At 66.0% G+C, this 24070-nt stretch carries 20 protein-coding genes; 11 read left to right on the forward strand and 9 right to left on the reverse strand.

Going from position 1 to position 24070, the window contains the following annotated elements; all coding sequences use genetic code 11:
* Positions 1-27: 27 nt before the first annotated feature.
* Entirely contained in the window at positions 28-1254 is a 1227-nt protein-coding gene (locus LG299_RS11640) for a CynX/NimT family MFS transporter (RefSeq protein WP_404430375.1), read from the forward strand.
* 147 nt (positions 1255-1401) lie between these two features.
* On the opposite strand, the gene LG299_RS11645 is transcribed toward LG299_RS11640, so the two are convergent.
* Positions 1402-1578 carry a DUF3073 domain-containing protein gene (locus LG299_RS11645; RefSeq protein WP_404430377.1) on the reverse strand — a complete coding sequence of 59 codons (177 nt, stop codon included), beginning with the start codon at positions 1576-1578 and terminating at the stop codon, positions 1402-1404.
* 156 nt (positions 1579-1734) lie between these two features.
* Between LG299_RS11645 and LG299_RS11650 the strand changes: the two genes are divergently transcribed.
* Complete coding sequence (locus LG299_RS11650; RefSeq protein WP_404430379.1) at positions 1735-2277, forward strand: universal stress protein; 543 nt, start codon at positions 1735-1737, stop codon at positions 2275-2277.
* Between the two features lie 24 nt (positions 2278-2301).
* Here LG299_RS11650 and LG299_RS11655 read toward each other — a convergent pair whose 3' ends face one another.
* On the reverse strand, positions 2302-2910 hold the full coding sequence (locus LG299_RS11655; RefSeq protein WP_404430381.1) for a PadR family transcriptional regulator: 609 nt from the start codon (positions 2908-2910) through the stop codon (positions 2302-2304).
* The gene (locus LG299_RS11660) at positions 2907-3827 is read right to left on the reverse strand and encodes a DUF4097 family beta strand repeat-containing protein (RefSeq protein WP_404430383.1); all 921 of its coding nucleotides are present in this window, start codon (positions 3825-3827) and stop codon (positions 2907-2909) included. The genes LG299_RS11655 and LG299_RS11660 overlap by 4 nt, the downstream gene beginning before the upstream one ends.
* Before the next feature lie 156 nt (positions 3828-3983).
* On the opposite strand from LG299_RS11660, the gene LG299_RS11665 reads away from it, so the two are divergent.
* Positions 3984-4736, forward strand: coding sequence for a MerR family transcriptional regulator (locus LG299_RS11665; protein WP_404430385.1), 753 nt, complete (start codon positions 3984-3986; stop codon positions 4734-4736).
* Positions 4737-4790: 54 nt separating this feature from the next.
* On the opposite strand, the gene LG299_RS11670 is transcribed toward LG299_RS11665, so the two are convergent.
* Complete coding sequence (locus LG299_RS11670) at positions 4791-6005, reverse strand: ROK family protein (protein ID WP_404430387.1); 1215 nt, start codon at positions 6003-6005, stop codon at positions 4791-4793.
* A 120-nt stretch (positions 6006-6125) separates the two neighbouring features.
* On the opposite strand from LG299_RS11670, the gene LG299_RS11675 reads away from it, so the two are divergent.
* Genes LG299_RS11675 through LG299_RS11690 form a run of 4 tightly spaced genes read left to right on the forward strand, consistent with a single transcriptional unit; the run spans position 6126 to position 10992 of the window.
* Positions 6126-7397, forward strand: coding sequence for an ABC transporter substrate-binding protein (locus LG299_RS11675; protein WP_404430389.1), 1272 nt, complete (start codon positions 6126-6128; stop codon positions 7395-7397).
* A 22-nt stretch (positions 7398-7419) separates the two neighbouring features.
* Positions 7420-8337, forward strand: a complete 918-nt coding sequence (locus tag LG299_RS11680) for a carbohydrate ABC transporter permease (RefSeq protein WP_404430391.1) — start codon at positions 7420-7422, stop codon at positions 8335-8337.
* Positions 8337-9251 (forward strand): carbohydrate ABC transporter permease, encoded by a 915-nt coding sequence (locus tag LG299_RS11685; RefSeq protein ID WP_404430393.1) that lies wholly within the window; start codon positions 8337-8339, stop codon positions 9249-9251. The genes LG299_RS11680 and LG299_RS11685 overlap by 1 nt, the downstream gene beginning before the upstream one ends.
* Positions 9252-9303: 52 nt before the next feature.
* Positions 9304-10992, forward strand: coding sequence for a glycoside hydrolase family 13 protein (locus tag LG299_RS11690; protein WP_404430395.1), 1689 nt, complete (start codon positions 9304-9306; stop codon positions 10990-10992).
* Positions 10993-11078: 86 nt separating this feature from the next.
* On the opposite strand, the gene LG299_RS11695 is transcribed toward LG299_RS11690, so the two are convergent.
* Positions 11079-11243 carry a hypothetical protein gene (locus LG299_RS11695; RefSeq protein WP_404430397.1) on the reverse strand — a complete coding sequence of 55 codons (165 nt, stop codon included), beginning with the start codon at positions 11241-11243 and terminating at the stop codon, positions 11079-11081.
* A 283-nt stretch (positions 11244-11526) separates the two neighbouring features.
* Between LG299_RS11695 and LG299_RS11700 the strand changes: the two genes are divergently transcribed.
* Positions 11527-12441, forward strand: coding sequence for a DNA topoisomerase IB (locus tag LG299_RS11700; protein WP_404434872.1), 915 nt, complete (start codon positions 11527-11529; stop codon positions 12439-12441).
* Positions 12442-12565: 124 nt separating this feature from the next.
* A complete protein-coding gene (locus LG299_RS11705; RefSeq protein ID WP_404430399.1) occupies positions 12566-15859 on the forward strand; it encodes an efflux RND transporter permease subunit in 3294 nt (1097 codons plus the stop codon).
* Positions 15860-15927: 68 nt separating this feature from the next.
* Here LG299_RS11705 and LG299_RS11710 read toward each other — a convergent pair whose 3' ends face one another.
* Positions 15928-16686 (reverse strand): patatin-like phospholipase family protein, encoded by a 759-nt coding sequence (locus tag LG299_RS11710; RefSeq protein ID WP_404430401.1) that lies wholly within the window; start codon positions 16684-16686, stop codon positions 15928-15930.
* 25 nt (positions 16687-16711) lie between these two features.
* Positions 16712-17788: a DUF998 domain-containing protein gene (locus tag LG299_RS11715; protein ID WP_404430403.1), complete on the reverse strand. Its 1077-nt coding sequence runs from the start codon at positions 17786-17788 to the stop codon at positions 16712-16714.
* A 306-nt stretch (positions 17789-18094) separates the two neighbouring features.
* Here LG299_RS11715 and LG299_RS11720 point away from each other — a divergent pair, with 306 nt between their 5' ends.
* Entirely contained in the window at positions 18095-20113 is a 2019-nt protein-coding gene (locus tag LG299_RS11720; protein ID WP_404430405.1) for a DEAD/DEAH box helicase, read from the forward strand.
* A gap of 133 nt (positions 20114-20246) precedes the next feature.
* Here LG299_RS11720 and LG299_RS11725 read toward each other — a convergent pair whose 3' ends face one another.
* Positions 20247-21515, reverse strand: a complete 1269-nt coding sequence (locus tag LG299_RS11725) for a glycosyltransferase (protein WP_404430407.1) — start codon at positions 21513-21515, stop codon at positions 20247-20249.
* Between the two features lie 74 nt (positions 21516-21589).
* Positions 21590-22669 (reverse strand): Rv2578c family radical SAM protein, encoded by a 1080-nt coding sequence (locus LG299_RS11730; protein WP_404430409.1) that lies wholly within the window; start codon positions 22667-22669, stop codon positions 21590-21592.
* A 119-nt stretch (positions 22670-22788) separates the two neighbouring features.
* On the opposite strand from LG299_RS11730, the gene LG299_RS11735 reads away from it, so the two are divergent.
* Entirely contained in the window at positions 22789-23973 is a 1185-nt protein-coding gene (locus tag LG299_RS11735) for a M15 family metallopeptidase (protein ID WP_404430411.1), read from the forward strand.
* Positions 23974-24070 lie beyond the last annotated feature (97 nt).

Here is a 24070-nt window from a genome sequence, read left to right on the forward strand (position 1 = left end):
AGCTGCGGGCGGCCCTAGGCTGGCCTGATGAGATCCACCCCCGCCCAGCCCCTCTGGCGGGGTCGAACCCTCGCGGTGCTCGGCATCGTGCTGTTCGCTTTCTCGCTGCGCACGGCGGTCGCTTCGCTCTCGCCGGTGCTCGGCCAGATCTCTGAAGACTTCGACCTCCCTGCCGCTGTCATCGGCTTGATCGGCACTGCCCCGGCGGTGTGCTACGCGATCTTCGGCATCGTCACCCCTCAACTCGAGCGACGCTTCGGCCTCGAACGGCTCGCGGTCGCAGCGATGGCGGTCGCGTCGGTCGGACTCATCGCGCGGGCGCTGGCCGTGGACGCGTACACCTTGCTGGGCTCGACCGCGATCATCTTCGCCGCCGTCGGCGTTGGCAATGTGCTGCTGCCGCCGCTGGTGAAAAAGTACTTCCCCGATCGCATCGGCCTGATGATGACGATCTACTCCACGACCCTCGCAGTGTCGACCTTCCTACCGCCGCTCGTGGCGGTGCCGGTGGCGGATGCTACGTCCTGGCGTTTCTCGCTCGGCATGTGGGCCGTGTTTGCGGTCGTGGCGATGATCCCGTGGATTCTCATGCTGATCCGTGAGCGGGGCGGCGACAAGGTCGACATCGAGAGCGCGAACCCTCGCGTTTTCGGGCGACTGTGGAAGCTGCCCCTCACCTGGGCGCTGACGGTCGGGTTCTTGGTGTCGGGTGTGCTCGCGTACACGTCCTTCGCATGGATGCCGCGCATTCTGGTCGACATCGCCGAGGTGACTCCTGCCACGGCGGGCGTCCTGCTGTCGCTGTTCGCCGCCATGGGGCTGCCGGCTTCGCTCCTCGTTCCGGTGCTCGTAGTGCGCTACAACGCCACGCGCATCCTGTTCGGGGTCGCCGTCGTCGCGGGTCTCTCTGGCGTCGCCGGTTTGCTCTTCGCTCCCGCCGCTGCGCCGTGGCTGTGGATGGTGTTGCTCGGTACCGCGCCGTTGCTCTTCCCCTTGACCCTTGTGCTGCTGGGGCTACGGACCCGCACACACGAAGGCGCCGTCGCCCTCAGCGGGTTCGTGCAGAGCGTCGGCTACGCAATCGTCGCCGTCTTTCCGATCAGCATCGGGTTGCTCCACGATGCGACCGATTCCTGGACCGGGCCTCTGATCGTCCTGGCGGTCGTCATTGCGACCGCGATCCCTGCAGGGTTCGTGGCGGCGCCGGAGCACACCATCGAGGACGAGTGGGAGCGCCGGCACGGGGCGTGGTGAGGCGGTACCGAGTTTCACTGGGCGCGACGCATTGCCAACTGGCTCAAGCGCATGCCCGACCGGTTTTGGGCAAGGTGGAGAGCGCGACGCGCACGAAAGTAGGCGGCACGCGCCTACAACTAGGCGCGCGCACGTCGGAGTGAGGCTTTAGGCCTTCTCTTCTTCGTACTCGTCGGCGTACTGATCAGCCCACTTGTCGACATACTGATCTTCGTCCGGGTGCCCGAGTTCGCGCTGCAGGGCAGACACATTCAGGTTCGGACTGTACGACTTGAGCTCACGGGCGATTTTTGTGTTCTTCGCCTTCTGACGGCCACGCCCCATATGCGAGACCCCCTCATTTCTGAGTTACGGGCCTCGAGTGCGCCCGCTCAACGACATCCGGCATCGAGGCCGGTAAGAGTAGCATTCAGGATAACACGGAGCCCCCGGACCCCGGCGGCGCGAGTCGGCGCAGAAACGCCGGAAGGGTGGAATTCGATGACGAACGAGGCATCCGCAAGCGCACAGTCAGCGGAAGCGACGAATGCGGCGCACGGCGCCGTAATCGTCGGAACGATTCCCGATCAGTCGTCTCGAGTGCTGAAAGAGGGCGCGAGATACGCGAAGCTGCTCGGCGTGCACCTTCTCGTCGTGCATGTGGATGTGACGCGGTTCGTCACCTACGAAGACCCGGACGGGTACGTGCACTCTGCCCCGATCGACATCGACATCGCATCGGGCGAAGGTGCACTCGAATCGGTGAGATCTTCGGCCGCCGCCGTGCTGGACGGCTCAGGAATCGAATGGAGCGTGCGACAGCTGGTCGGCGACCCGGCGATGGCCATGAAGCACCTCGCCGATCAGGTGGATGCACGCCTTCTCGTCGTGGGCACGCGGCGGCACGGTCTGGGTGAGTCCATCCGCGAATTCTTCACCGGGTCGGTAGCGGCGCGTCTGGCACACCGCCAACATCGGCCGATCCTCGTCGTCCCGCTAGGCGAACCCGTGCCGGACGACGAGGCGATCTGGCCGACGGCCTGATCTTCTCAGGCGCGAGCAGCTGGTTTAGACCGACAGCGCGCGGGTCACCGCGCGGGCTGCGTCGTCGAGCGAGCGTTCGAGATCATCGACGACGGTAGAAGTAAGCACTCCGCCGCGGGCAACATAGGTACGCACGTCACTGCGGATGCGGGCGCGGAATTCACTCACGAGCGCGTCAGAGCGGTGCAACTGCTCACGGCTCTGCACCCGCACGTCGTCGGAGGGCGGTGCAGTCGTCGCGTGCGCCTTCTCGTCGCGCGCGGCCGCGGCAAGATCTGCTCGCAGACTTTTCATCGCTTCGCGCACGCTTCCACGCACCTCGTCGGCGATCAGGCGCACACTGTCGGCAAGGCCGGCCTCGATGCCTTCGAGATCGCCTGCGCGGGCGGCGACCTCAGCGCGTCCAGCATCCGTAATCTGGTACACCGTCTTACGGCCATCGACCGACTTCGTGACCAGACCTTCCTCTTCGAGCTTCGACAACCGCGGATACACGGTGCCGGCGCTCGGAGTGTAAGTGCCACCGGTGCGGTCAGACAGCGCTTGCATGATGTCGTACCCGTGGCGTGGGCCCTCATCGAGCAGATTCAGCAGGTAGAGGCGCAGGTCGCCGTGCGAGAACGTCGGGGTCATGACCAGGCCTCGCCGTCGGTGGAAGGCTCAGCTGCCGGGGCGGGCTGTTCGGTGGGGTGAGCGGCAGTCTGCTCGATGGGCTGCTCTTGCGCGGGCGTGAGTGCCGCCCGGCGAAGCACCGTGAGGTCACCCGAGACCGAGTTCGAGCGCACGTCAGCGAACTCGCTGCTGAGCTCACCGATCGAGCCGCTGTAGTTTGTGGTCGGGCCGGTGCCCTGCCCCGACCGGACGATGCCGTCGACCTGCACGCGGCCGCTCACGCTACGCACGACGTAGTTGGCCGACAGCCCCTCATCGAGGCGGATAGTCGCGTTGCCGCTGACGGTGTTGAGGTTCACCGACTGGATCGGGCCTGTCGAGTCGACGACCATCGAGCCCGAGACAGTGTCGATGCTGGCCTTGCGGAGGGTGCCGGTCGCGGCCACATCTCCCGAGACGCTGTTGGCCGAGAGTGCTCCGACGAGCTCGCGCCCCTGGACATCGCCCGAGACGGCGTTGACGGTGATGTCGCCCACCAGGCCGTCGACGATGATGTCGCCCGAGACGGTGTTGAGGCGCGCATCGCTGCGAATGCCGCTGACCAGCGCGCTCGCCGACACTACCCCGAGAGTGAGAGCCACCTCGCGGGGCACAGCCACGCTGATTTCGGCCTTCGGCCCGCTCGAGCCGAAGTTGCGGAACACTTCGAGGAAGTTGTCCCACCGCAGTTGGGGGTGGTCGATCTCGACGGCATCGCCGGTCACCTCGATGCGGAGGTCTTTGATGGTGACGCCGTGCACTTCGATGCGGGCGCCGGGCTCGTCGTGAGCGACGACGTCGATCTGGCCTCCGACGAGGCCGACTTTGAGCGAACGCACGGCCTCGATGTCGATGACGCGGGTTTCGCCGGGGTGGATGATCCACTTCTCGAGGGTCATTGCTTCTCCAGGTGTGAGGATTGGTACGCGATATATCGCGTTCCACCACGGTAACACGATATATCGCGAGTTGGCAAGCTGTATCTCCTCCCTTCGCGGCGGGCGCCAGTGCGCTTCGCTTGACATTGACGCAGCGTCAACCTTTAGCCTTTCATCATGAACGAGAAGGAGTGGTCGATCCAGCAGATCGCGAAGATCGCCGGCACCACCAGCCGCACGTTGCGCCACTACGGCGAGGTCGGGCTTCTGCCTGCTTCGCGCGTCGGTCACAACGGCTACCGGTACTACGACCGGAGCGCGCTCGTGCGTCTGCAGCGCATTCTGCTCCTGCGCGATCTGGGGTTGGGGTTGCCGCAAATCAGCGCGGTGCTGGGGCGTGAGGCATCCGAAACCGACGCATTGACCGGCCACCTCGCGTGGCTGCGTCAAGAACAACAACGACTTGGACGGCAAATCCTGTCGGTCCAGCTCACCATCGAGGCACTGAGAGGAGGTGAACAGATCATGGCGAAAGACATGTTCGACGGCTTCGACCACACCCAATACAAGGATGAGGTCGAAGAGCGTTGGGGAAAGAGGGCCTACGCCGACGGCGACCGCTGGTGGCGGGGAAAGAGTGCTGACGAGAAGGCAGCGTTTCAGCAGCAGGTCGCGCAGCTCAGCAGCGACTGGGCGACGGCCGCCGAGACCGGCATCGCGCCGGGCAGCGCCGAGGCTCAGGCTCTCGCCGAGCGGCATGTGCAGTGGTTGACGTCGGTTCCGGGCATTCCGGGCGACCTCAGGGCCTACGTGATCGGCCTCGGCGAGATGTACGTGGCCGATGACCGCTTCGGTGCGAACTACGGCGGCCCGCGGGGTGCCGAGTTCGTCCGCGACGCACTGCGCGTCTACGCAGACGCGCACCTGTAAGAACAGGTGACGGATGCCGCGACCCGGCCGGGTCGCGGCATCCATTCGTGCAATCTACGCAGCTCCCCGCCGGCGCTCGCCGAGGTTGAGCACTCCGGTGCGGGCGGTATCGAGCGCGGCCGAGACCGCTCCGACGCAGACCACATCGACACCGAGTTCGCTGGCCACGAGTTCGGGGGCAGGCAGATCGAGTTCGAGCGGAATCGAATCCCGAGCGGCGGCGACGATCTGTGCGGCATCGGCTGGCGGCATCCCCGACAGCACCACCCGAACCGGGTCGAACAGACTGCCGAACACCCCGGTGATGATGCTCAGGGCGTTGCCCGCGCGGGCAACGACGCGCTCGGCGTCGGGATCGCCCGCTCGAGCGAGGGCGAAGAGCGCGACACCGCCGAGAGTGTCCGGTGCGATCGTAGCGACGGCTGAACATTCATCGATCTCTCCTGCGACGACCGCGTCTTTCGCCCACCGGGCCGCGTGCGCCCACAGACCGTCGGCATCGTCGACGCCACGTACGTGGTCGAACGCCACCATCTCGGCCACTCCGCCGTGCGCCCCACGCAGAAGATTGCCATCCACGACGGCGCCCGCGCCGAGGAACTCGCCGCTCAGTACCGTGACGTAGTTGTCGAGGCCGACGGCGGATCCCACCGATCCCTCCGCCACGGCGGCGAGTGACGCATCATTCATGACGCGCACGAGGGGAACCCAGCTGAAAAGCTCGGCGAGGTCGGGGTTCATACGCCGCCAGAATCCGGTCCGGTGCGGGGGAGAGGACCCGGTGGCATCCACAGGGGCTGGCACCGCTGCGCAGAGGGCGAGAACGTCAGCGCGCTCACGTCCGGCGACGGTGAGCGCGCCGTCGACCGCGGAGGTCGCCGCTGCGCGACGCTCTTCGGGTGAGTCGTGCAGGAGGTCCGTTTCGGTGCGTTCGAGGGCGAGGGATGATCCGCGTAGGTCGGTGATCGCCGTGAGGATGTGGTCGGGCGCGACGTCGATTCCGACCACGACCGCGGAGTCAGCGGCGAGCTCGAACCGCCTGGCCGGTCGCCCTTTCTGGTAGTCGCCGACGGCACGCGCGTTCGGCAGTTCGCGAAGCAGACCGAGGTCGACGAGCTCTTCGATCACATCGATCGTCGTCGAGCGGGTGAGGCCGACCGCCGCCATGGCGTCACTCGCGGTGAACTCAGGGGCATCCCACGCGAAAGAGAGCACGGCGTCGAGGCTTGTGCGGCGTAGTGCGCCGGCGGCAGAAATCGGGAGAGACAAGGGTCTTGACCTTTCGGGGCTCACCCTGCATTATTGTCCATAACGAGTTGATCCGGCGGGTAAATCTAATAACCGGAGAAAACCTGGACACCAATGATGAGTCTCCGAGAGGACAGCAAAGTGGCTGCACTATCCCCCCGAAGCAAGAAAAGAGCGCTCGCGACAGGAGCGCTCACGGCTCTCCTGGGCTCGACGCTCGTCGCATGCTCCTCTGACGGTCGAGAGACGATTCAGTTCGCCTTCAACAAGCCCGAGGCGGTCCCCTACATGCGGGAAGTCGTTCAGGAGTTCAATGCCTCGCAAGACGACGTCACCGTGATGTTGGACTCTTCAGGTCCCGATGCGTTCGCCGCGGGGTTCGTCCGTGGCGATCCACCCGACATCGGCCTCAACAACTACAACCAGGAGACGGCCCGCTTCATCCAGCGCTGCGCCATGTCAGACCTGTCCGACACGTCTGCAGCGCAGAGTGTGCGTGACGACCTGGACGTGTTCATGGATCAGTTCGGTGTGTGCGAGGGCCAGACAAGCGCGATTCCGTACTCGGTCATGGGCGCGGCGGTGATCTACAACGTCGAGGTGTTCGAACAGAACGGTCTCGAGGTGCCGACGACGTGGGATGAGCTCATCGAGGTGTGCGAGACGCTCGAGGCCGCGGGCGTGACGCCGTTCTACGCGACATTCGCCGAGAACTGGACGATCGGTCAGGGGTGGTACGACTATGCCGTGGGGGGAATGCTCGATTCGGTCGCGTTCTTCGAGACTCTCGCCGAGGAAGGCGTGAACGTCGGCCCGAACTCGACCGCGTCTTTTCAACAGGACCACGCTGAGCCTGTCGCCAAAATGCTCGAGCTGTCGCAGTACGTCAACGACGATGCCGAGAGTCGCGGCTACGGCGACGGAAACACGGCCATGGCGAACGGCGATGCCGCGATGCTGATGCAGGGGCCTTGGGCGCTCGGCGAGATTGCGAAGACTGCGCCGGATCTTGAGCTCGGGATGTTCCCCCTGCCCGTCACCGACAACCCCGACGACCGCAAGGCGCGCATCAACATCGACCTTGCCGCATGGATCCCCGAGGCATCCAGTCATAAAGAGGCGGCACGGGTGTTCCTCGATTACCTTTACCAGCCCGAGATCATCGAGGCCTATAACGCGGCTCAGTTGGGCTTCACGCCGACCAAGGGCGCCCCGCCGGCGTCGGACGAGCGCATTCTCGGCCTGCAGGAGTACATCGACGCTGGCGACATGTATCAGGGCTCCACGCAGCTGGTGCCGCGAGCGATTCCGATCATGAACTACGCGCAGTCCCTCATGCTCGGCGGCGACCCGCAGAGAATCCTCAGCAGCATCGACGCCGACTATGCGCGGCTCGCATTCCGTCAGCAGTAATCGGGAACAAAGGAGTCCCCTCATGACAACGACAACGACCCTCGTTACGCAGGGCGCGCGACGTCGCGGGCAGCCGCGCGATCACCGCCGAGTCGAGCCCATCTACTACTGGTTCTTGGTTCCGACCCTGATCCTGTTCACGCTGGCTATCACCGTTCCTGCGGTGATCGGCATCTTCTTCAGCTTCACCAACTCGATCGGTATCGGTGAGTGGCAGTTCATCGGGCTCACGAACTACATCGCCCTGTTCAGCGACCCGCTGGTCGTGCAGAGCTACGTGTTCACGTTCTCGTTCTCGCTCGTCACTGTCGTCGCAGTGAACATCATCGCTCTGCTCCTGGCAGTCGCGTTGACGTCGCGGATCAGGCTGAAGACCCCGCTACGGACGATCTTCGTGATCCCGATGGTGATCTCGGCGATCATCATTTCGTTCGTCTTCAAGTTCTTGTTCTCGAACTCAGTGCCGGCGTTCGGCACATGGTCGGGAATCGCGTGGCTAGAAGGGAGCATCCTGTCCAACCCCGACTGGGCGTGGCTGGCGGTCGTCATCGTCACGGCGTGGCAGGCGATCCCCGGGGCGCTGCTCATCTACATCGCCGGCATCCTGTCGATTCCCGGCGAAGTATACGAAGCGGCAGACATCGACGGGGCGAGCAAGTTCCAGCAGCTCATGCGCATCACGGTGCCGCTCATGCTCGGCTACATCGTGATCAACGTGATCCTCGGCTTCAAGGGCTTCCTGAACGCGTACGACGTCATCAAGGGCTTGACCGGCGGAGGACCTGGAACCTCGACGTACAGCATCGCGATGACTGTCGTCTCGGGGCTCACCACCGGCGACTACGCGTACCAGATGGCCAACGCCACCGTGTTCTTCGTGATCGCCGTGCTCATCGCCGTCCTCCAACTCTCGATCACGCGCGGAAGGAACGCTCTCTGATGTCTGTTCAGCCAGCTTTGGTCATCGAAACGGTCGAGGCCACCGAAGTCCTCGAGGGTAAAGCCCCGAAACAGGCCAAGGGTCGCTTCACCATAGAGCGGGTCAACTGGTCGGGCACGATCATCCTGATCCTCTGCGCGGTCACGGTGCTGCTGCCGCTCTACGTCACCATCTCGATGGCGTTCAAGACGGGCGCACAGGCCGTCGACGGCAACGCGTTCTCGCTTCCCGCGCCGTTCAGCGTGGAGGGCTTCGTCGCGGCCTGGAACCTGACGAACTTCCCGGCGGGCGCGGCGATGTCGCTGCTGGTCACGGCCGGGACGGTTGTGGCGACGATCTTCCTCGCGGCGTTCGCGTCGTTCGCGATCGTCCGCAACTGGGATCGCAAGTTCTTCCGCTACTCGTTCTTCTACCTGCTCGCGGCGATGTTCATCCCGTTCCCGGTGGTCGCCCTCTCACAGGTGCAGCTGACGGGTCTCGTTGGGCTGGCGAACCCTTTCGGTGTGGTCATCCTCGCGACGATGTTCCAGCTGAGCTTCAGTGTGCTGTTGTTCACCGCGTTCCTGCGCTCGATCCCGTTCGAATTGGAAGAGAGCGCGCGCATCGACGGCGCATCCACGTGGCAGACCTTCTGGCACATGATCTTCCCGCTGCTGGCACCGATGAGTGCGACGATCGGCATCTTCGCGTTCCTCTACGCCTGGAACGACTTCATGATGCCGTCGCTCATCATCGCCGACCCGGCGCAGCAGACACTCCCGGTGCTGAACTCGCTATTCCAGTCGCAGTTCAGCAACAACTACAACGTCTCGTTCGCCTCGTACCTCATGGCCATGGCGCCCGCGATCATCGTCTACCTGTTCACCCAGCGATGGGTCATGGAAGGCGTCACCCAGGGTGCCGTCAAGGGCTAAGGCCCCGGCATCCGTCGAAAAACACCCAAGAAACCGAAAGGACCCGGTCCCCGTGACCACCACTCTCCATACCCTCTCCTCCGCTTTCGCCATCGACGACGCCACCTGGTGGCGGCAGGCCGCGGTCTATCAGATCTATCCGCGCAGCTTCGCCGACGCGAACGGCGACGGTTTGGGCGACATCGCCGGCATCACCTCGCGCGTGCCGTACCTGCAAGAACTGGGTATCGATGCGGTGTGGTTGAGCCCGTTCTATCCGTCGGCGCTCGCCGACGGAGGGTACGACGTGGCCGACTACCGCAACGTCGACCCGCGCCTGGGCACCCTCGAAGACTTCGACGAGATGCTCGCGGCCCTGCACGCGGCCGGCATTCGCGTCGTGGTCGACATCGTGCCGAACCACTCCTCCGATCTGCACGAGTGGTTCCAAGAGGCGCTCGCGGCCGGCCGTGGCTCGGCCGCGCGCGAGCGGTACATCTTCCGCGAGGGACGAGGCCCCGATGGTGCTGAGCCGCCGACCGACTGGAAGTCGTTGTTCGGAGGGTCGGCGTGGGAGCGCGTCGAAGACGGCCAGTGGTACCTGCACAACTTCGCCGTCGAGCAGCCTGACCTCGATTGGTCGAACCCCGAAGTGCGTGAGGACTTCGTGCGCACGCTGCGCTTCTGGTCGGACCGCGGGGTCGACGGGTTCCGCATCGACGTCGCGCACTTCTTGACGAAGGACCTCACCGAGCCGTTGCTCTCGCACGCCGAGCTCGAGGCACTCCCCAAGGACGGCAACCACCCGATGGTCGACCGTGACGATGTGCACGAGGTGTACGCGCAGTGGCGCGAGGTGTTCAACTCGTACGACCCGCCGCGCACCGCGGTGGCTGAGGCGTGGGTGGACCCGTCGCGTGTGCCGCTGTATGCCAGCGCGAGCGGTCTCGGCCAGGCGTTCAACTTCGATCTGCTCGAGGCCGACTTCGATGCCGACCAATTCCAGAAAATCGTGTCGGCGAACCTTGTGCTCGCGAGCTCCTCGGGGTCGTCGACGACGTGGGTGCTCTCCAACCACGACGTCGTTCGGCACGCGACGCGGTACGGGCTGCCGCATCCGGACCGCGACGAAAGCGGGCGGCCCGCGCTCAAACACGGCAACGAGTGGCTGCTGTCGGGGGGCATGCAGCCGGAACTCGACCGTGCTCGGGGACTTCGGCGGGCGCGGGCCGCCGCCCTCTTCTTGCTCGGCCTGCCGGGTTCGGCGTATCTCTACCAGGGCGAGGAACTCGGGTTGCACGAGGTCGCTGACATTCCCGACGCAGAGCGTCAGGACCCGACCTTCTTCCGCAGCCCCGGGCTGGATATGGGTCGTGACGGATGCCGCGTTCCGCTGCCGTGGACCTCGTCAGGTGCGTCGTTCGGCTTCGGTGCCGACGGTGCGCACCTGCCGCAACCGGACTGGTTCGCCGCGCACTCGGTGGCTGAGCAGGACGGTGACCGCGAGTCGACCTTGATGCTCTACCGCCGCGCGCTGGCGCTGCGCCACGAGCTGCAGTCCGGCGAAGAGCTCGAGTGGGTCGACACAGGGCGCCCCGACGTGCTGCGGTTCACGCGCCCGAACGGATGGACGGTGGTGACGAACTTCGGCACCGAGTCGTTCGACCTCGACGACGCCGACTTCCTTCTCGCGAGCGCCGACACGCGTGTCGGGGCAGTGGCGGGGGAGTCCACCGTGTGGCTGATGGCACACGCGGACTGAGTCACGACCGAGACACAGAAGAAGGATGCCGCGACCCTTTCGGGTCGCGGCATCCTCTCTGTTCTTGCGGGGGTCCGTCGACTGCTTTACGCTGCGCGGTTCCCGCTGATAACTCGGAACAGGAATGCAATCAGGGCGATGGCTCCGACGATGAGAGCAACCCAGAGCAGCCAGCTGAAGGCCGCGTTGAGTCCACCAACGATCGCCAGCACGACCGCGACGACAATGATGATGATAAGTGCGATGTTCATGGGAGGGGGGTCTCCTTCCGTTTGCCGATGAGCGCGATGCTCAGCGGATACCTCTTGGGTACACATCGACTATGACACTGCTGTGAAGTGGCCCGCCACCCCTTGCGCAGAGCCGTGGAGCGTGGTAGCCGCGGGATGCTTACGTGGAATGAGCGGCGATGTCAACGGTCTGGATCTGTGTGACCGTCACACCTAACGTGTGAGCGTGCCAGATAGGAAGAGCGCGTCCGCGAGCCGACGGCTCGCGCGGGTCAGCCCCGGAGAAACCCCCGGACTCCGTCGCATGAGGTCGGGGTCCGGCTTTCGCTACCTTGACGCCGATGGCGCGGCCGTTCTGCCGATCGACCGCGAGCGCATCGACGAGCTCGTCATTCCGCCCGCCTGGGAAGACGTCTGGATCTGCGCCGACGAGCGCGGCCACATCCAGGCCGTCGGCACCGATGCCGCTGGCCGGCGGCAGTACCTCTATCACCCGCAGTGGCGTGACCGCCGCGACAAGGGCAAGTTCGCACGGGCGCTCGAGCTTGCCGAGGCCCTCCCTCGGGCCCGGCGCCGGGTGACCTCGGCGCTGCGTACAGACACCCTCGACCGCGAGCGTGTGCTCGCGGTTTCTTTCCGCCTGCTTGACACTGCGGCCCCGCGCGTGGGCTCTTCCCGCTACCTCGAACGCCACGGCAGCCGGGGCTTGACGACTTTGCAGCGACGGGATGCCTCGGTCGAGGCATCCGTGGTCACTCTGTCTTTTCCCGGCAAGAGCGGAAAGCGCGCGTTCCTGCAGATCGATGATGACGACCTCGCTGAGGCGGTGTCAGAGCTGGTGACCGGGCGCGCCCGATCGGCGTTGCTTGCGCATCGCCTCGGAAACCGGCGCAAACCCCTCACTCCGAGCGAAGTGAACGACCACGTGAAGACCCTCACCGGCGGGGCGTTCACGGCCAAGGACTTCCGCACTCTGCGCGGCACGATCCTCGCCGCCGAGGCGCTCGCGCACATCGGGGTTCCTGCGACTGCGAAAGACTTCAAGAGCGCCGAGCGGCTCGCTGTGCAGGCCACCGCGGATGCCCTGGGAAACACTCCCGCCGTCGCACGGTCGAGCTACATCGACCCGCGGGTCTTCGCCCGCTTCGCCCGCGGCGAGACACTCGACCTCGGCATCGCCCCCGAGTCGGCGATCCGCATCCTGCTCGCCCGGCATTAGGGGCCACGCGGCGCGCCGCTCACGGCCTCGGCTCAGGAATCACCGTGGGATACTGAAGCCCGATACATTCGCGTATCGGGCCGCAGTTCTCGCGGCACCACAGCATCTTCTCCGAAGGCGTCCCGTGCAGAACCTCGCCATCCTGAGCCTCAAGAACCGCGCGCTCATCGCCCTCGTCACGATCGTCGCCGCCGTGTTCGGCGGCCTGGCGCTGACGAGCCTCAAGCAAGAGCTCATTCCCTCGATCGAGTTCCCGCAGCTCGTGATCGTTTCGAACTATCCGGGCGCGTCGCCCGAGGTCGTGAACAACGATGTCTCGACCCCGATCGAGTCCGCGATTCAGGGCGTCGCCGGGCTCGAAGCGACGTCGGCCACCAGCACGACGAACGCCTCGATCATCCAGGCCTCGTTCACCTATGGCACGAACCTCGCGACCGCCGAGCAGAAGCTCACCCAGGCGATCAACCGCATCTCCAGTCAGCTGCCCGAAGGTGTGGAGCCTCTCGTCATCACGGCGAGCATCGACGACTTTCCGGTCATTCAGCTGGCAGTGACCGGCTATGACAACCCCGACACGATTCAGTCCGAGCTCGAAGCGAGCGTGATTCCCGAACTCGAAGACGTGGCCGGGGTCAACGCCGCCGCGATCGTCGGCGGTATCGGGCAGCGCGTGACGATTACTCCGGATGCTGCGGCCCTCGCGGGAGCCGGGTTCTCGCAGCAGGCCATCCGCGACGCGCTCGATCAGAACGGCATCCTTTTCCCCGGTGGAGCGATCACTGAGAACGATCAGACCCTCACGGTGCAGACCGGCGCGAAGCTGAGCACGGTCGATGAGATCGCCGCCCTTCCGCTCGTCGCGACGTCGGCCGAGCAACTCGCCGGCGGCACGACGACGATCGCCGATGTGGCCACGGTCGTGCAGGACAAAGATCCCGTGACGAGCATCTCGCGGGTGGATGGCGAGCCCGCCTTGACGATCGCCGTCACGAAGCTTCCCTCGGCGAACACGGTTGACGTCAGCCGCGGAATACTCGCGGCTCTTCCGGCCCTCCAAGACAACCTGGGCGGCGGCGAGTTCACCGTCGTCTTCGACCAGGCACCCTACATTCAGCAGTCAATCGACACCCTCGCGAAGGAGGGCCTACTCGGCCTTGTCTTCGCCGTCCTGGTGATCCTCGTCTTCTTGATGTCGGTGCGAGCGACCCTCGTGACCGCCATCTCGATTCCGACGAGCGTGCTCATCACGTTCATCGGCATTCAGGTCTTCGGCTACTCCCTCAACATCCTCACGCTGGGCGCCCTGACGATCTCGATCGGACGCGTGGTCGATGACTCGATCGTCGTCATCGAGAACATCAAGCGTCACTACGTCGGCACGGCCGACAAGCTCCGATCGATCCTGCGCGGTGTGCGCGAGGTGGCGACCGCCATCACTTCGTCGACGATCACGACCGTCGCCGTCTTCCTTCCGATCGCGTTCGTCGGTGATGTGACGGGCGAACTCTTCCGTCCCTTCGCTCTGACCGTGACTATCGCGATGCTCGCTTCGCTGTTCGTCGCGCTCACGATCGTGCCCGTGCTGGCGTACTGGTTCCTGCGCCCGGGCAAGCCGACGCTTGATGAGCAAGGTCACCAGATCGACCCTGAAGACCCGGCGGCTCCGCCGAGCGGGCTGCAGAAGTCGTACCTGCCGATCCTCCGCTGGACGCTGAAGCACTCGTGGGCGACCCTCCTGATGGCCGTGCTTGTGCTCGCGGGAACCATCGCCGCGGCGCCCTTCATGAAGACCAACTTCCTCGGAGACTCGGGGCAGAATACCTTCACGATGACCCAGTCCATCGGTGAGGCTCCGAGCTTGGAAGCGGAGTCGGATGCTGCGGCCGAGGTGGAACCCCTGCTGCTCGACATCGACGGTATCGAGACCGTGCAGGTCTCGATCGGCTCGAGCGGTTCGGCGCTGCGTGACGCCTTCACCGGCGGTGGCAGCGGCATCACGTACTCGATCACGACCGACCCCGATGCCGATCAGGTCGCCCTGCGCGAAGAGGTTCAGCAGGCTGTGGCCGACCTCGATGATGCTGGCACCTTCACCGTCGCCGGAGGCGGCGGTGGGTTCGGGTCGAGCGACATCGAGATCGACGTCACCGCCCCCGACTCGGCGACCCTGCAAGAAGCAACCGACGCGGTCGTCGACGCCGTGTCGGGAACCGCGGGTGTGGGCCAGGTCTCGAGCAACCTCTCCTCATCTCTCCCCTACATCTCGGTGGTCGTCGATCGCGACAAGGCCGCATCGCTCGGCCTGCCAGAGGTCGCTGTCGGCGCGATCGTCTCGGGTGCGATGCAGCCGCAGCGCATCGGTTCGGTCGAGATCGACGAGTCGGCGCTGACGGTGTACCTCGCAGCATCCGACACCCCCGCCTCGCTCGAGGACCTGCGCGCGTTGCAGATTCCTTCGGCCGCTGGACCCGTACCGCTGACCGACGTCGCGGTCGTCGAAGCGACCGAGAGCCCGAGCTCGATCACGACCCAGCGCGGCCAGCGCACCGCGACGGTCACCGTCACACCGTCGACCGATAACCTCGCCGAAGCCTCGACGTCGGTAACTGAAGCGCTAGCCGAGGCCGACTTGCCCGAGACGGCCGATGCCGCGCTCGGTGGCGTCGTTTCGCAGCAGACCGATGCGTTCACGCAACTGGGTCTGGCGTTGCTCGCGGCCATCTTGATCGTCTATATCGTGATGGTCGCGACCTTCAAGTCGCTGCGCCAGCCGTTGCTGCTGCTGGTTTCGGTGCCGTTCGCGGCGACAGGAGCCATCCTGCTGCAGATCATCACCGGAGTGCCTCTCGGTGTCGCTTCGCTCATCGGCGTGCTGATGCTGATCGGCATCGTGGTCACGAACGCGATTGTGCTCATCGACCTCGTCAACCAGTACCGCGAGAAGGGGCTCACTGCCCGTGAGGCGACCGAGGCCGGTTCGTCACGCAGGCTCCGCCCGATTCTCATGACGGCGCTCGCGACGATCTTCGCCCTGACGCCGCTGGCTCTGGGCATCACCGGGTCGGGAGGCTTCATCTCGCAGCCGCTCGCGATCGTCGTGATCGGCGGTCTGATCTCGTCGACCGTGCTGACCCTCCTCGTGCTGCCGACGCTCTACAACCTCGTCGAGGGTGCAAAAGAGCGTCGCAAAGCGCGGCGTGAGCTGTCGTCGACGGATGCCTCGACCGCCGAACCTGGACCTGCCTTGGCGGGCGCGACCGGCGAGGCGCTGACGCGTCGCGAGCGCCGTGAGCTCGAGGCTGCCGCAAACGACGAGGTCCAGGAGTCGGCTGAGATCGCCGGCGCTGCCGAGCGCGACGCTGAGGTCGAAGCATCCGCCCCCGCCCACGACGAGGACCCGAACGCGCCACGCGCCTGAACCGCGGTCACGAACTTCGCAGGATCGCGCGAACTTCGCACGATCACGACGAAATCCTGCGAAGTTCGTCACATCTTGCGAAATCCGAGCGGCGCCGTATCCAGCGCTTCGCGCGCCGCACGGCGACCCTCTTCGATCAGATGAGGCACGTCCGCCATCGTCCATTGCGCCATACCCGTCATCTCCGGCTGGATGAGGATGATCGACCCGTCCGCTTCGAGTTCTGCGGCACTCGAAGCGACGCGCATCATGCGCACGTTCTCCCACTTGGCGTGCAGGCGCACGACGATCACCCTGGCCGCCCCCAAATGGCGGGCGGCCGCCACCGGCACATTGTCGACCATCCCGCCGTCCATGAGCACCTGGCGGCCGCGCCGAACCGGAGGGAGAAGCCCGGGAACCGCGATCGACGCGCGAAGAGCGACGTTCAACGGCCCCTTGTCGATCACCACGGCCCGCCGAGTTCGCACGTCGGTTGCCACGGCTGCGAAGCGACGCGGGAGCTCTTCGATGAGCGGATCGTGGCCGAGGGCTCGATGGATGGCCACGGTCAACGCGCCGGAATCCAGCAGCCCCCAGCGAGGAGTCAGTGACATCCGGGCGATCGAACTCCAGCGAAACGCGCGCGCGGCTCGTTCGATGGACTCCTGGGAGATACCGGCGGCGTAGGCGGCCGCCACCAAAGCACCGGAGCTGGTACCCGCGACGATCCCCGGATGGATGCCGCGCACCTCGAGTTCTTGCAGGACCCCGACGTGCGCTGCCCCATAGGCACCGCCGCCGCTGAGGGTGAGCCCCAGCGTTCTGTCGTCGTCGATATTGCCCACCTGCGCGGCTACGCCGAGTTCATCGTCAGGCGCGCTGGCCCGCGACCCCGAGGAAGCGGATGAACACCGCGATCCAGCCGAAGATGAGCGCGAACACGATGATCTCGAACGCCGTCAGCGAGAAGTACTGCACCGCGAACAGCACGACCGAGATGACCGTGGCCGCGAGGAAAGTCCACGAAGCGACGAAGTAGGTGCGCGGCATTCCGGCGAAGTACTTCGGCCCTCCGATGAGCAGTGCCAAGAACATCACGGCCATACCCGACGCAGACAGATTGTGCAGCCACAGGTTCACGTCGACGGGAAAGATGCCGACGCACGCGAGCATGATGCCCATCACGACGAAGAGCGCGGGGACGATGCGTGGTCCGCTGGGGCTCGTGAGCACTCCCCGGTCGGCGAGGGCTTCCATGTCATTGGCGATGTAGACCCCGAACGTCGTGACGAGCAGCCCTCCGGCGATGAGTGTGCCGTTGAACACCCAGCTCGAGAGGTCGCCGAAAGTGCCCAGCTGGCTGAAGTGCACCTTCCACCATTCGGGGTCGGGGGTGGTGACCATCGCGGTGAGGGTGCCCACGACGATGAACATCATGAGCAGCGACGACATGCGCTGCGTCGTCATGCGTGAGACCGACAGGTAGACGATCCAGGCGGTGAGCCCGAGCGTGACCGCCATGAGAACGACCGACCAGAACGGCACGACGGGAATGCCGATGAACCCGAGCGCGAGCACCCGGTAGAGCGCGTACGTCATGACGAAGGCGAGGCCGGCGTGCACGATCACGACCGAGATCGTGTTGACGGTGAACTTCCACGACGGGAGCTTCTGGCGCCACTCCTGACCGGGCAGGGTTCGTGCGAGCCAGAACCCGACGCCCGCGGCGACAGCAGCGACCACTGTCGCGCCCGTCGCGGCGAGAAGTCCGAACGACCCGTCCACAGCATCGAGTTGCTGAGCGCGGGCGACGACCGCGACGATGAAGCCGTAGATCGCACCGAGGATCCCGGCGCCGAAGGCCGTGTACAGCGCGACCGCCTCGGTTCTGCGGGTGTCGGCGGAGGGAGTGTCGGCGAACAGCGATGCGGGGGAGTCGGCGCTCATGGCGCCAGTGTAGAGCCGGCCACGGCCGTGATCCATAGTCCGTTGAACGACCCGCCGGGGGGATTCTCAGGCGTCTTCGCTACGCTATTCTCAGTCGGCTCTGGACACCGCGGTGATTCGCGGATGGGTTTGTGAGTCCAAGGGGCCGATGGTGGGGATGCTTTCATCCCGACGACCATCAATGAATGGCCCCCGGCCGACAGTGTCCGGGTTCTCCCGCGCCGCGATACAGCGGCGACGCCTCCGTATGTCGCGGAGCGTTCTGGAGTGCTGTTCTCACAGTGAGACAACCCAGAAAGACACATCATGCCCAAGAGCAAAAAGCCCGCCGGCGGACGCCCGGCCAAGAACTTCGAACCGCGTTACGGCGAGAAGAAGACATCGTTCCACGATCGCAAGAACCGGACGGATGCTTCCACCGGCCGCCCCGCGGCGTCCAAGCCCGGGAGCAAGAGCCCCAGCCACCGCGGCTACCGCGCCGAGACCTCCGAGGCGCCTGTCAAGGCCCGGTGGAACGCGCAGGAGCGCGCCGGTCGCGCCGAAGCACGCGGCATCCGTTCGCACTCTGCTGGTGACCGCCCCGCACAGGGTGACCGTCCCCGCTATGACCGCGACGCGCGTCCCGCCCGTCAGGACGATCGCCCCCGTTACGACCGCGACGCACGTCCTGCTCGTCAGGAGCACGTCGACCGCGACAACCGTCGCTCGTTCGGCGATGCCCGCCCGTCGGCCCGTCGCGACGACTCGCGACCGGCTCGACCCGCATACAACCGTGACGAGCGCCCCGCGCGTCCGGCGTACAACCGCGACAACGCGCGTCCCGCCTACAACCGTGACGAGCGTCCCGCCCGTCGTGACGACCGCGATGCGCGTCCGTCGTTCAACCGCGACGAGCGCCCTGCGCGTCGTGACGACCGCGATGCCCGTCCCGCGTACAACCGCGACAACGCGCGTCCGTCGTACAACAACCGTGACGATCGGGCTCCCCGCCGTGATGACCGTGGCCCTCGCCGTGATTCCGGCGCTCGCCCGGCTCGCAACGATTGGAACGCCACGCCGACCCGCGACAAGGCCCACCAGGACCGCGTCGATGTCGTGCACGAGCGCCTTCAGGCTGAGGCCGTCCAGGCGACCGACGTTGCTGACACCACGTTCGGTGACCTGGGCCTCGGCGACAACATCGTCAAGACCCTCGCCGACCTCGGTGCCGCAGCTCCCTTCCCGATCCAGGCAGCGACCATCCCCGCGATCCTCGCGGGTCGCGACGTGCTTGCTCGTGGCCGCACCGGCTCGGGCAAGACGATCGCGTTCGGCGCTCCGCTCGTCGAGTCGATCCTGCAGAGCCAGAAGGGACAGCGTCGCGAATTCGCCCGCAGCCCGAAGGCGATCATCCTCGCCCCGACGCGTGAGCTCGCCCTGCAGATCGACCGCACCATCCAGCCGATCGCGCGCAGCGTCGGCCTGTTCACCACCCAGATCTACGGTGGCGTGCCCCAGGGCCGCCAGGTCGGAGCGCTCCGCAAGGGCGTCGACATCGTGATCGGCACCCCCGGTCGCATCGAAGACCTCATGAACCAGGGCAAGCTCGACCTGTCTGAGATCCGCATCACGGTCCTCGATGAGGCCGACCACATGTGCGACCTCGGATTCCTCGAGGGCGTCCAGCGCATCCTTCGCGCCACCGGTGAAGGCTCGCAGAAGCTGCTCTTCTCGGCGACGCTCGACCGCGAGGTCGCGGCCCTTGTCGACGAGTTCCTCGTCGAGCCGGCTGTGCACGAAGTCGCCGGTGAAGACCAGGAGTCCTCGACCATCGACCACCGCATCCTCGTCATCGAGCACCGTGACAAGGCCGAGATCCTCACCTCGCTCGTCGACCGCGAGGGCAAGACGCTCGTCTTCGCTCGTACCCGCGCCTACGCCGAAATGCTCGCCGAGCAGTTCGACGACGCCGGCATCAACGCGGTCGCGCTGCACGGTGACCTGAACCAGGCCAAGCGCACGCGCAACCTCGAGCGCCTGACCTCCGGTCGGGTCAACGTGCTGGTGGCGACGGATGTTGCTGCCCGAGGCATCCACGTCGACGACATCGATCTCGTGGTTCAGGCTGACGCGCCCGACGAGTACAAGACCTACCTGCACCGTTCCGGCCGCACCGGCCGCGCGGGTCGCTCGGGAACGGTCGTGACTCTCATCACCCGCCAGCGTCGCCGCAAGATGGTCGAGATGCTCGACCGGGCCGAGATCGAGGCGCCGTTCGACGACGTACGCATCGGTGACGATCTGATCGAAGAGCTCACCGGCCGTCAGGTCAACCCGGTCGCGTAAGCGCGTCGCTCCGGAGGAGATCGACAGAACGGGAGGATGCCTGGACCCCAGGCATCCTCCCGTTTCGCATTTCTCTTCCCGAACTGCGCGCTTCGGCACACGACCTCGCCGCATCTCCTCCCGTCGCCGCGGATCAGGCCGTGACGAGGGTCTCGAGCAGCTCGGCCGCCCGCGTCGGGCCGCCGAGCGAGCGGAGTTCCGCACCCACGCGGGCCGCGGCATCCCGAAAAGACGCATCCGCGACCACACGGTCGTAGCCTCGCCGCACCTGCGCCGCAGTCGGGGTTCCGGTGCGAAGGTTCACCCCGGCACCGGTCCAGGCCACGCGGGCCGCGATCTCGGGCTTGTCGAGGTCGCCGCCGCCGATCACGAGCGGAATCCCGTGCGAGAGTGCGGCGAGCGTGCCACCCCATCCGCCGTTCGTCACGACGACATCGACCAGCGGGAGCAGTTGCGCGTACGACAGAAACCCACCCACCCGCGCGTTGGCGGGCACCGGGAAGGGCAACTCGTCGCGCCCGCGAACGCCGGTCGAGACCACGACGAGCACGTCGAGGTCGGCCAGCGCCTCGAGCCCCGGCCGAATCAGGTCGGTCGGATCGATGTTCTGCGTGCCCTGCGTGATGTGCACGACCGTGCGACCCGCGAGGTCGCCCCACCAGGGCGGCAGCTGCTCGGTTGAAGGCGCGTTTCGACGCAGCTCACCGACGAACTCTACGCTCGACGGCCGATCTGTGCGCTCGAAGTCGAGGCCTGGTGATCCGCTCGCCACGACGAGCCGGGGCGAAAAGGCGATTCGGTCGAGCCCGTGCTTCGTCGGCGGCAGGTCCACCGAGGTGCGCACCCGGGCGATGGGCCGATTGATCGGAGCTGACATCAGCGGAACCAGCCCGCGGATGAGCGCATCGCGCAGTTTGGTCGCCGGATTGCGTCCGCGAGCGAGCCCGAGCGTGCTGGGCGCACCCTGGCTGCTCGCGAGGTTCAGCGGAATCACCGACACCGTCCCCCACGGTGAGCCGAGCTTCTCGGCCGTGAACGAGGCCCCGATCGACATCTCGTCGGCGACGATCGCGTCCCACGGTTCGCGCTTCCACTCGTGTGCGAGGTCGTCCATCTGCTCTGGGACGGTCTCGATGAAGACGTCTTGCACGTTGATGATCACCTGGCGAAAGCCCTTCTTGCCGACCAGCCGAGGGAACGTCGATGCAAGGTCGTTCTCGTCGAAGTCGGGGGCGGTCTGCCACGGGACGAATCGTGCTCCGGATGCCTCGATCCGCGCGCGGAACGCCGAACCACAGTAGACCCGCACATCGTGCCCCCGCGCGACGAGCTCCGCGGCGACGACGCACAGCGGCGCGACGTGCCCGGTGAACGGCATCGCAGACAGCATGAACCTGGCCATCAAGACCTCCTGCACTCATAGTGTCGCGTTCACGCGTGAAAATACATCGGTACCAGCGCGCGCTCGCCAACAGCTCAGAACAGGAGCGCGGCCTGCGATTGTGAGGAGAGCTTCGCGGCACGCCCGCGAGAGGTCGTGACGACAGCTTGTCGCGCCGCAAGCCCCGGCACCCCCGATCGCCGGGGAGCGTCCTCTTCGTCGTACCCGTCGAGCCGATGCATCCGCAGCAGCGGTCGCACCCGTTTGCTCAACCACGAGCGGTACGCCTTCGGCGCGGTCGTCGACATGCCCGGGTACAGGCCGACATACGAAGAGACGAGTTCCGGATGCTGCCGCTCGAGCCACTGCATGAACCACTGCTTCGCACCAGGGCGCAGGTGCAGGGCGCCGAACACCACACGCACCGCGCCGGCGGCCTTGATCTGGGTCAGGGCGTGGTCGATCGCTTCGACCGAGTCGGTGAGGTGGGGGAGGATCGGCATGAGAAAGACGGTCACCCGAAACCCGGCATCCGTCGCCGCTCGTACCGTGTCGAGGCGCGCCGCCGCCGACGGAGTGCCCGGCTCGATGATCTTCTGCAGCGCATCGTCGAACACCGCAATCGACATCGCGATCGACACCGGCACTTCGGCCGCGGCTTCGGCGAGCATCGGCAGGTCGCGCCGCAGCAGAGTGCCCTTAGTGAGGATCGAGAATGGCGTACCCGCGTCGGTCAACGCCGATGCGATGCCGGGCATGAGCCGGTACCGGCCTTCGGCGCGTTGATAGGGGTCGGTGTTGGTGCCGAGCATGACGGGTTCACGCTGCCAGGACCCGCGCGCGAGTTCGCGCCGCAAAACCTCAGCGACGTTGATCTTCACGATGATCTGCGAGTCGAAGTCGCGCCCCGCGTCGAGATCGAGGTACTCGTGTGTTCCCCGCGCGAAGCAATAAAGGCATGCATGACTGCATCCTCGATACGGGTTGACCGTCCAGTCGAAGGGCATCGCCGATGCACCCGGCACATGGTTCAGAGCGCTCTTGGACATGACTTCGTGAAAGGTCACACCGGCGAAATCAGGGGTGGTCACTGACTGGACGAACCCGCCCAGGTGCTCCATACCCGGCAGGGCTGCAGCATCCGCCGTACCTATCTCTTGCCCTTGCCACCGCATGCATCCATGGGAACAGAGATTCGATACTGTGTCAAGCTTGCGCGTGCGAAAATCGAACACTACATGTGAACGGGTGCCTCGCCCTAGGTCTCACGCTCAGTCCGAGGCAGACTGGAGAAGTGACGGCTTCCCGACCGCACGACATCCCCTCATCGCGCCGCGCTGCACGTGCGTTGCGCGAGGAGGCGCTTTTGCGCGCCTCCGAGGAACGGGCCGACACACAGCCCACCCCGGTCATTTTCAGGGTTTCTCCGCTCGCACCCGCCGATGCGCACCATCCCTCGACTCGCCGCGAGGTGCTTCTGCCGGGTCGCCCGGCACGCGCTCGGCACGCGCGGCGGCACCGAATCGGACCGCTCGGCCGAGCCGGAACCATCGTTGCCGTAGGCATCGTCGGCACCCTGCTGCTCGGCTCAACGGCAGCGGTCACGGCGGCGATGTCGGAGCCCGCGGTCCCGCAGGCTGTCGGCACGACCTCACCCGAGCCGCCCGTCGCCGATGTTACGGGCGCCGAGGCTTTCGCGCGCATGGCCGAGCCGCTCCCCGCAGAAGCACTCGCTGCCCCAGAACCTGCCGCCCTTGACGTATGCAGCCAGCCCGCGGTGACGGACGCGCTCGCCGCGGGCGATGCATCCGGCGTCATCGCAGCCGCGGGCGGCGCCGACACGTTCCGCACCGAGATCGCCGAGGGCAGAGCTTCCTGCATTCCACTCGACAACCCAAACCTCGCCTGGGTCGTGGTCAACAAAGCGCGCCCGTATGCGCCGATCGACTTCCGTCCGGCGTCGCTGGTTGCGCCGCAAGGGGTGCGCAACATCGACGGTGGGTGGTTGCGGGCGGATGCTGCGGCCGCCCTCACCGCGCTCGTCCAGGGTGCCGCTGCCGCCGGCGCGGGGGAAGTCGCTCTCGGCAGCGCGTTCCGCTCGTACGCGACGCAGCAGCGGACCTACTCCAGTCAGGTCGTTGCGCGCGGGGTTGAAGGCGCGGACCTCGTCAGTGCGCGCCCCGGTTACAGCGAGCATCAGTCCGGACTCACCTGCGACGTCTTGCCCTGCAACGCCGGGTGCGGCACGATCGACGACCTTGACGCCTCGCCACAGGGCGCGTGGGTGAAGGCTCACGCGTCGGAGTACGGCTTCATCGTGCGCTACACGGAAGGCAAGACCGAGGTCACCGGCTACATCGCCGAGCCGTGGCACCTGCGGTACGTCGGCCCCGAACTCGCCGCGGAGTACACCGCCGGCGGGTGGCAGTCGCTCGAGGAGTTCTTCGGCCTTCCGGCTGCGCCTCAGTACCTGGGTTAGACGGAATCGGGCGGGGTAGAGGCATCCCACAAATCGCGGTACCCAGTACCATGAAACGTGAGATGCAATCTCAAAACGTCTGGCAGGAGAGCACTGA

It is taken from the genome of Microbacterium lacus (assembly GCF_044794305.1).
Classification (GTDB): domain Bacteria; phylum Actinomycetota; class Actinomycetes; order Actinomycetales; family Microbacteriaceae; genus Microbacterium; species Microbacterium lacus_B.

Excerpts from the sequence above, each read along its gene's own strand:
- LG299_RS11680 (WP_404430391.1), top strand. The coding sequence starts at position 7,420 with ATGACAACGACAACGACCCTCGTTACGCAGGGCGCGCGACGTCGCGGG.
- LG299_RS11655 (WP_404430381.1), bottom strand. The coding sequence starts at position 2,910 with ATGACCCCGACGTTCTCGCACGGCGACCTGCGCCTCTACCTGCTGAAT.
- LG299_RS11700 (WP_404434872.1), top strand. The coding sequence starts at position 11,527 with ATGAGGTCGGGGTCCGGCTTTCGCTACCTTGACGCCGATGGCGCGGCC.
- LG299_RS11665 (WP_404430385.1), top strand. The coding sequence starts at position 3,984 with ATGAACGAGAAGGAGTGGTCGATCCAGCAGATCGCGAAGATCGCCGGC.
- LG299_RS11725 (WP_404430407.1), bottom strand. The coding sequence starts at position 21,515 with ATGGCCAGGTTCATGCTGTCTGCGATGCCGTTCACCGGGCACGTCGCG.
- LG299_RS11640 (WP_404430375.1), top strand. The coding sequence starts at position 28 with ATGAGATCCACCCCCGCCCAGCCCCTCTGGCGGGGTCGAACCCTCGCG.
- LG299_RS11720 (WP_404430405.1), top strand. The coding sequence starts at position 18,095 with ATGCCCAAGAGCAAAAAGCCCGCCGGCGGACGCCCGGCCAAGAACTTC.
- LG299_RS11685 (WP_404430393.1), top strand. The coding sequence starts at position 8,337 with ATGTCTGTTCAGCCAGCTTTGGTCATCGAAACGGTCGAGGCCACCGAA.
- LG299_RS11645 (WP_404430377.1), bottom strand. The coding sequence starts at position 1,578 with ATGGGGCGTGGCCGTCAGAAGGCGAAGAACACAAAAATCGCCCGTGAG.
- LG299_RS11715 (WP_404430403.1), bottom strand. The coding sequence starts at position 17,788 with ATGAGCGCCGACTCCCCCGCATCGCTGTTCGCCGACACTCCCTCCGCC.
- LG299_RS11695 (WP_404430397.1), bottom strand. The coding sequence starts at position 11,243 with ATGAACATCGCACTTATCATCATCATTGTCGTCGCGGTCGTGCTGGCG.
- LG299_RS11650 (WP_404430379.1), top strand. The coding sequence starts at position 1,735 with ATGACGAACGAGGCATCCGCAAGCGCACAGTCAGCGGAAGCGACGAAT.
- LG299_RS11660 (WP_404430383.1), bottom strand. The coding sequence starts at position 3,827 with ATGACCCTCGAGAAGTGGATCATCCACCCCGGCGAAACCCGCGTCATC.
- LG299_RS11730 (WP_404430409.1), bottom strand. The coding sequence starts at position 22,669 with ATGCGGTGGCAAGGGCAAGAGATAGGTACGGCGGATGCTGCAGCCCTG.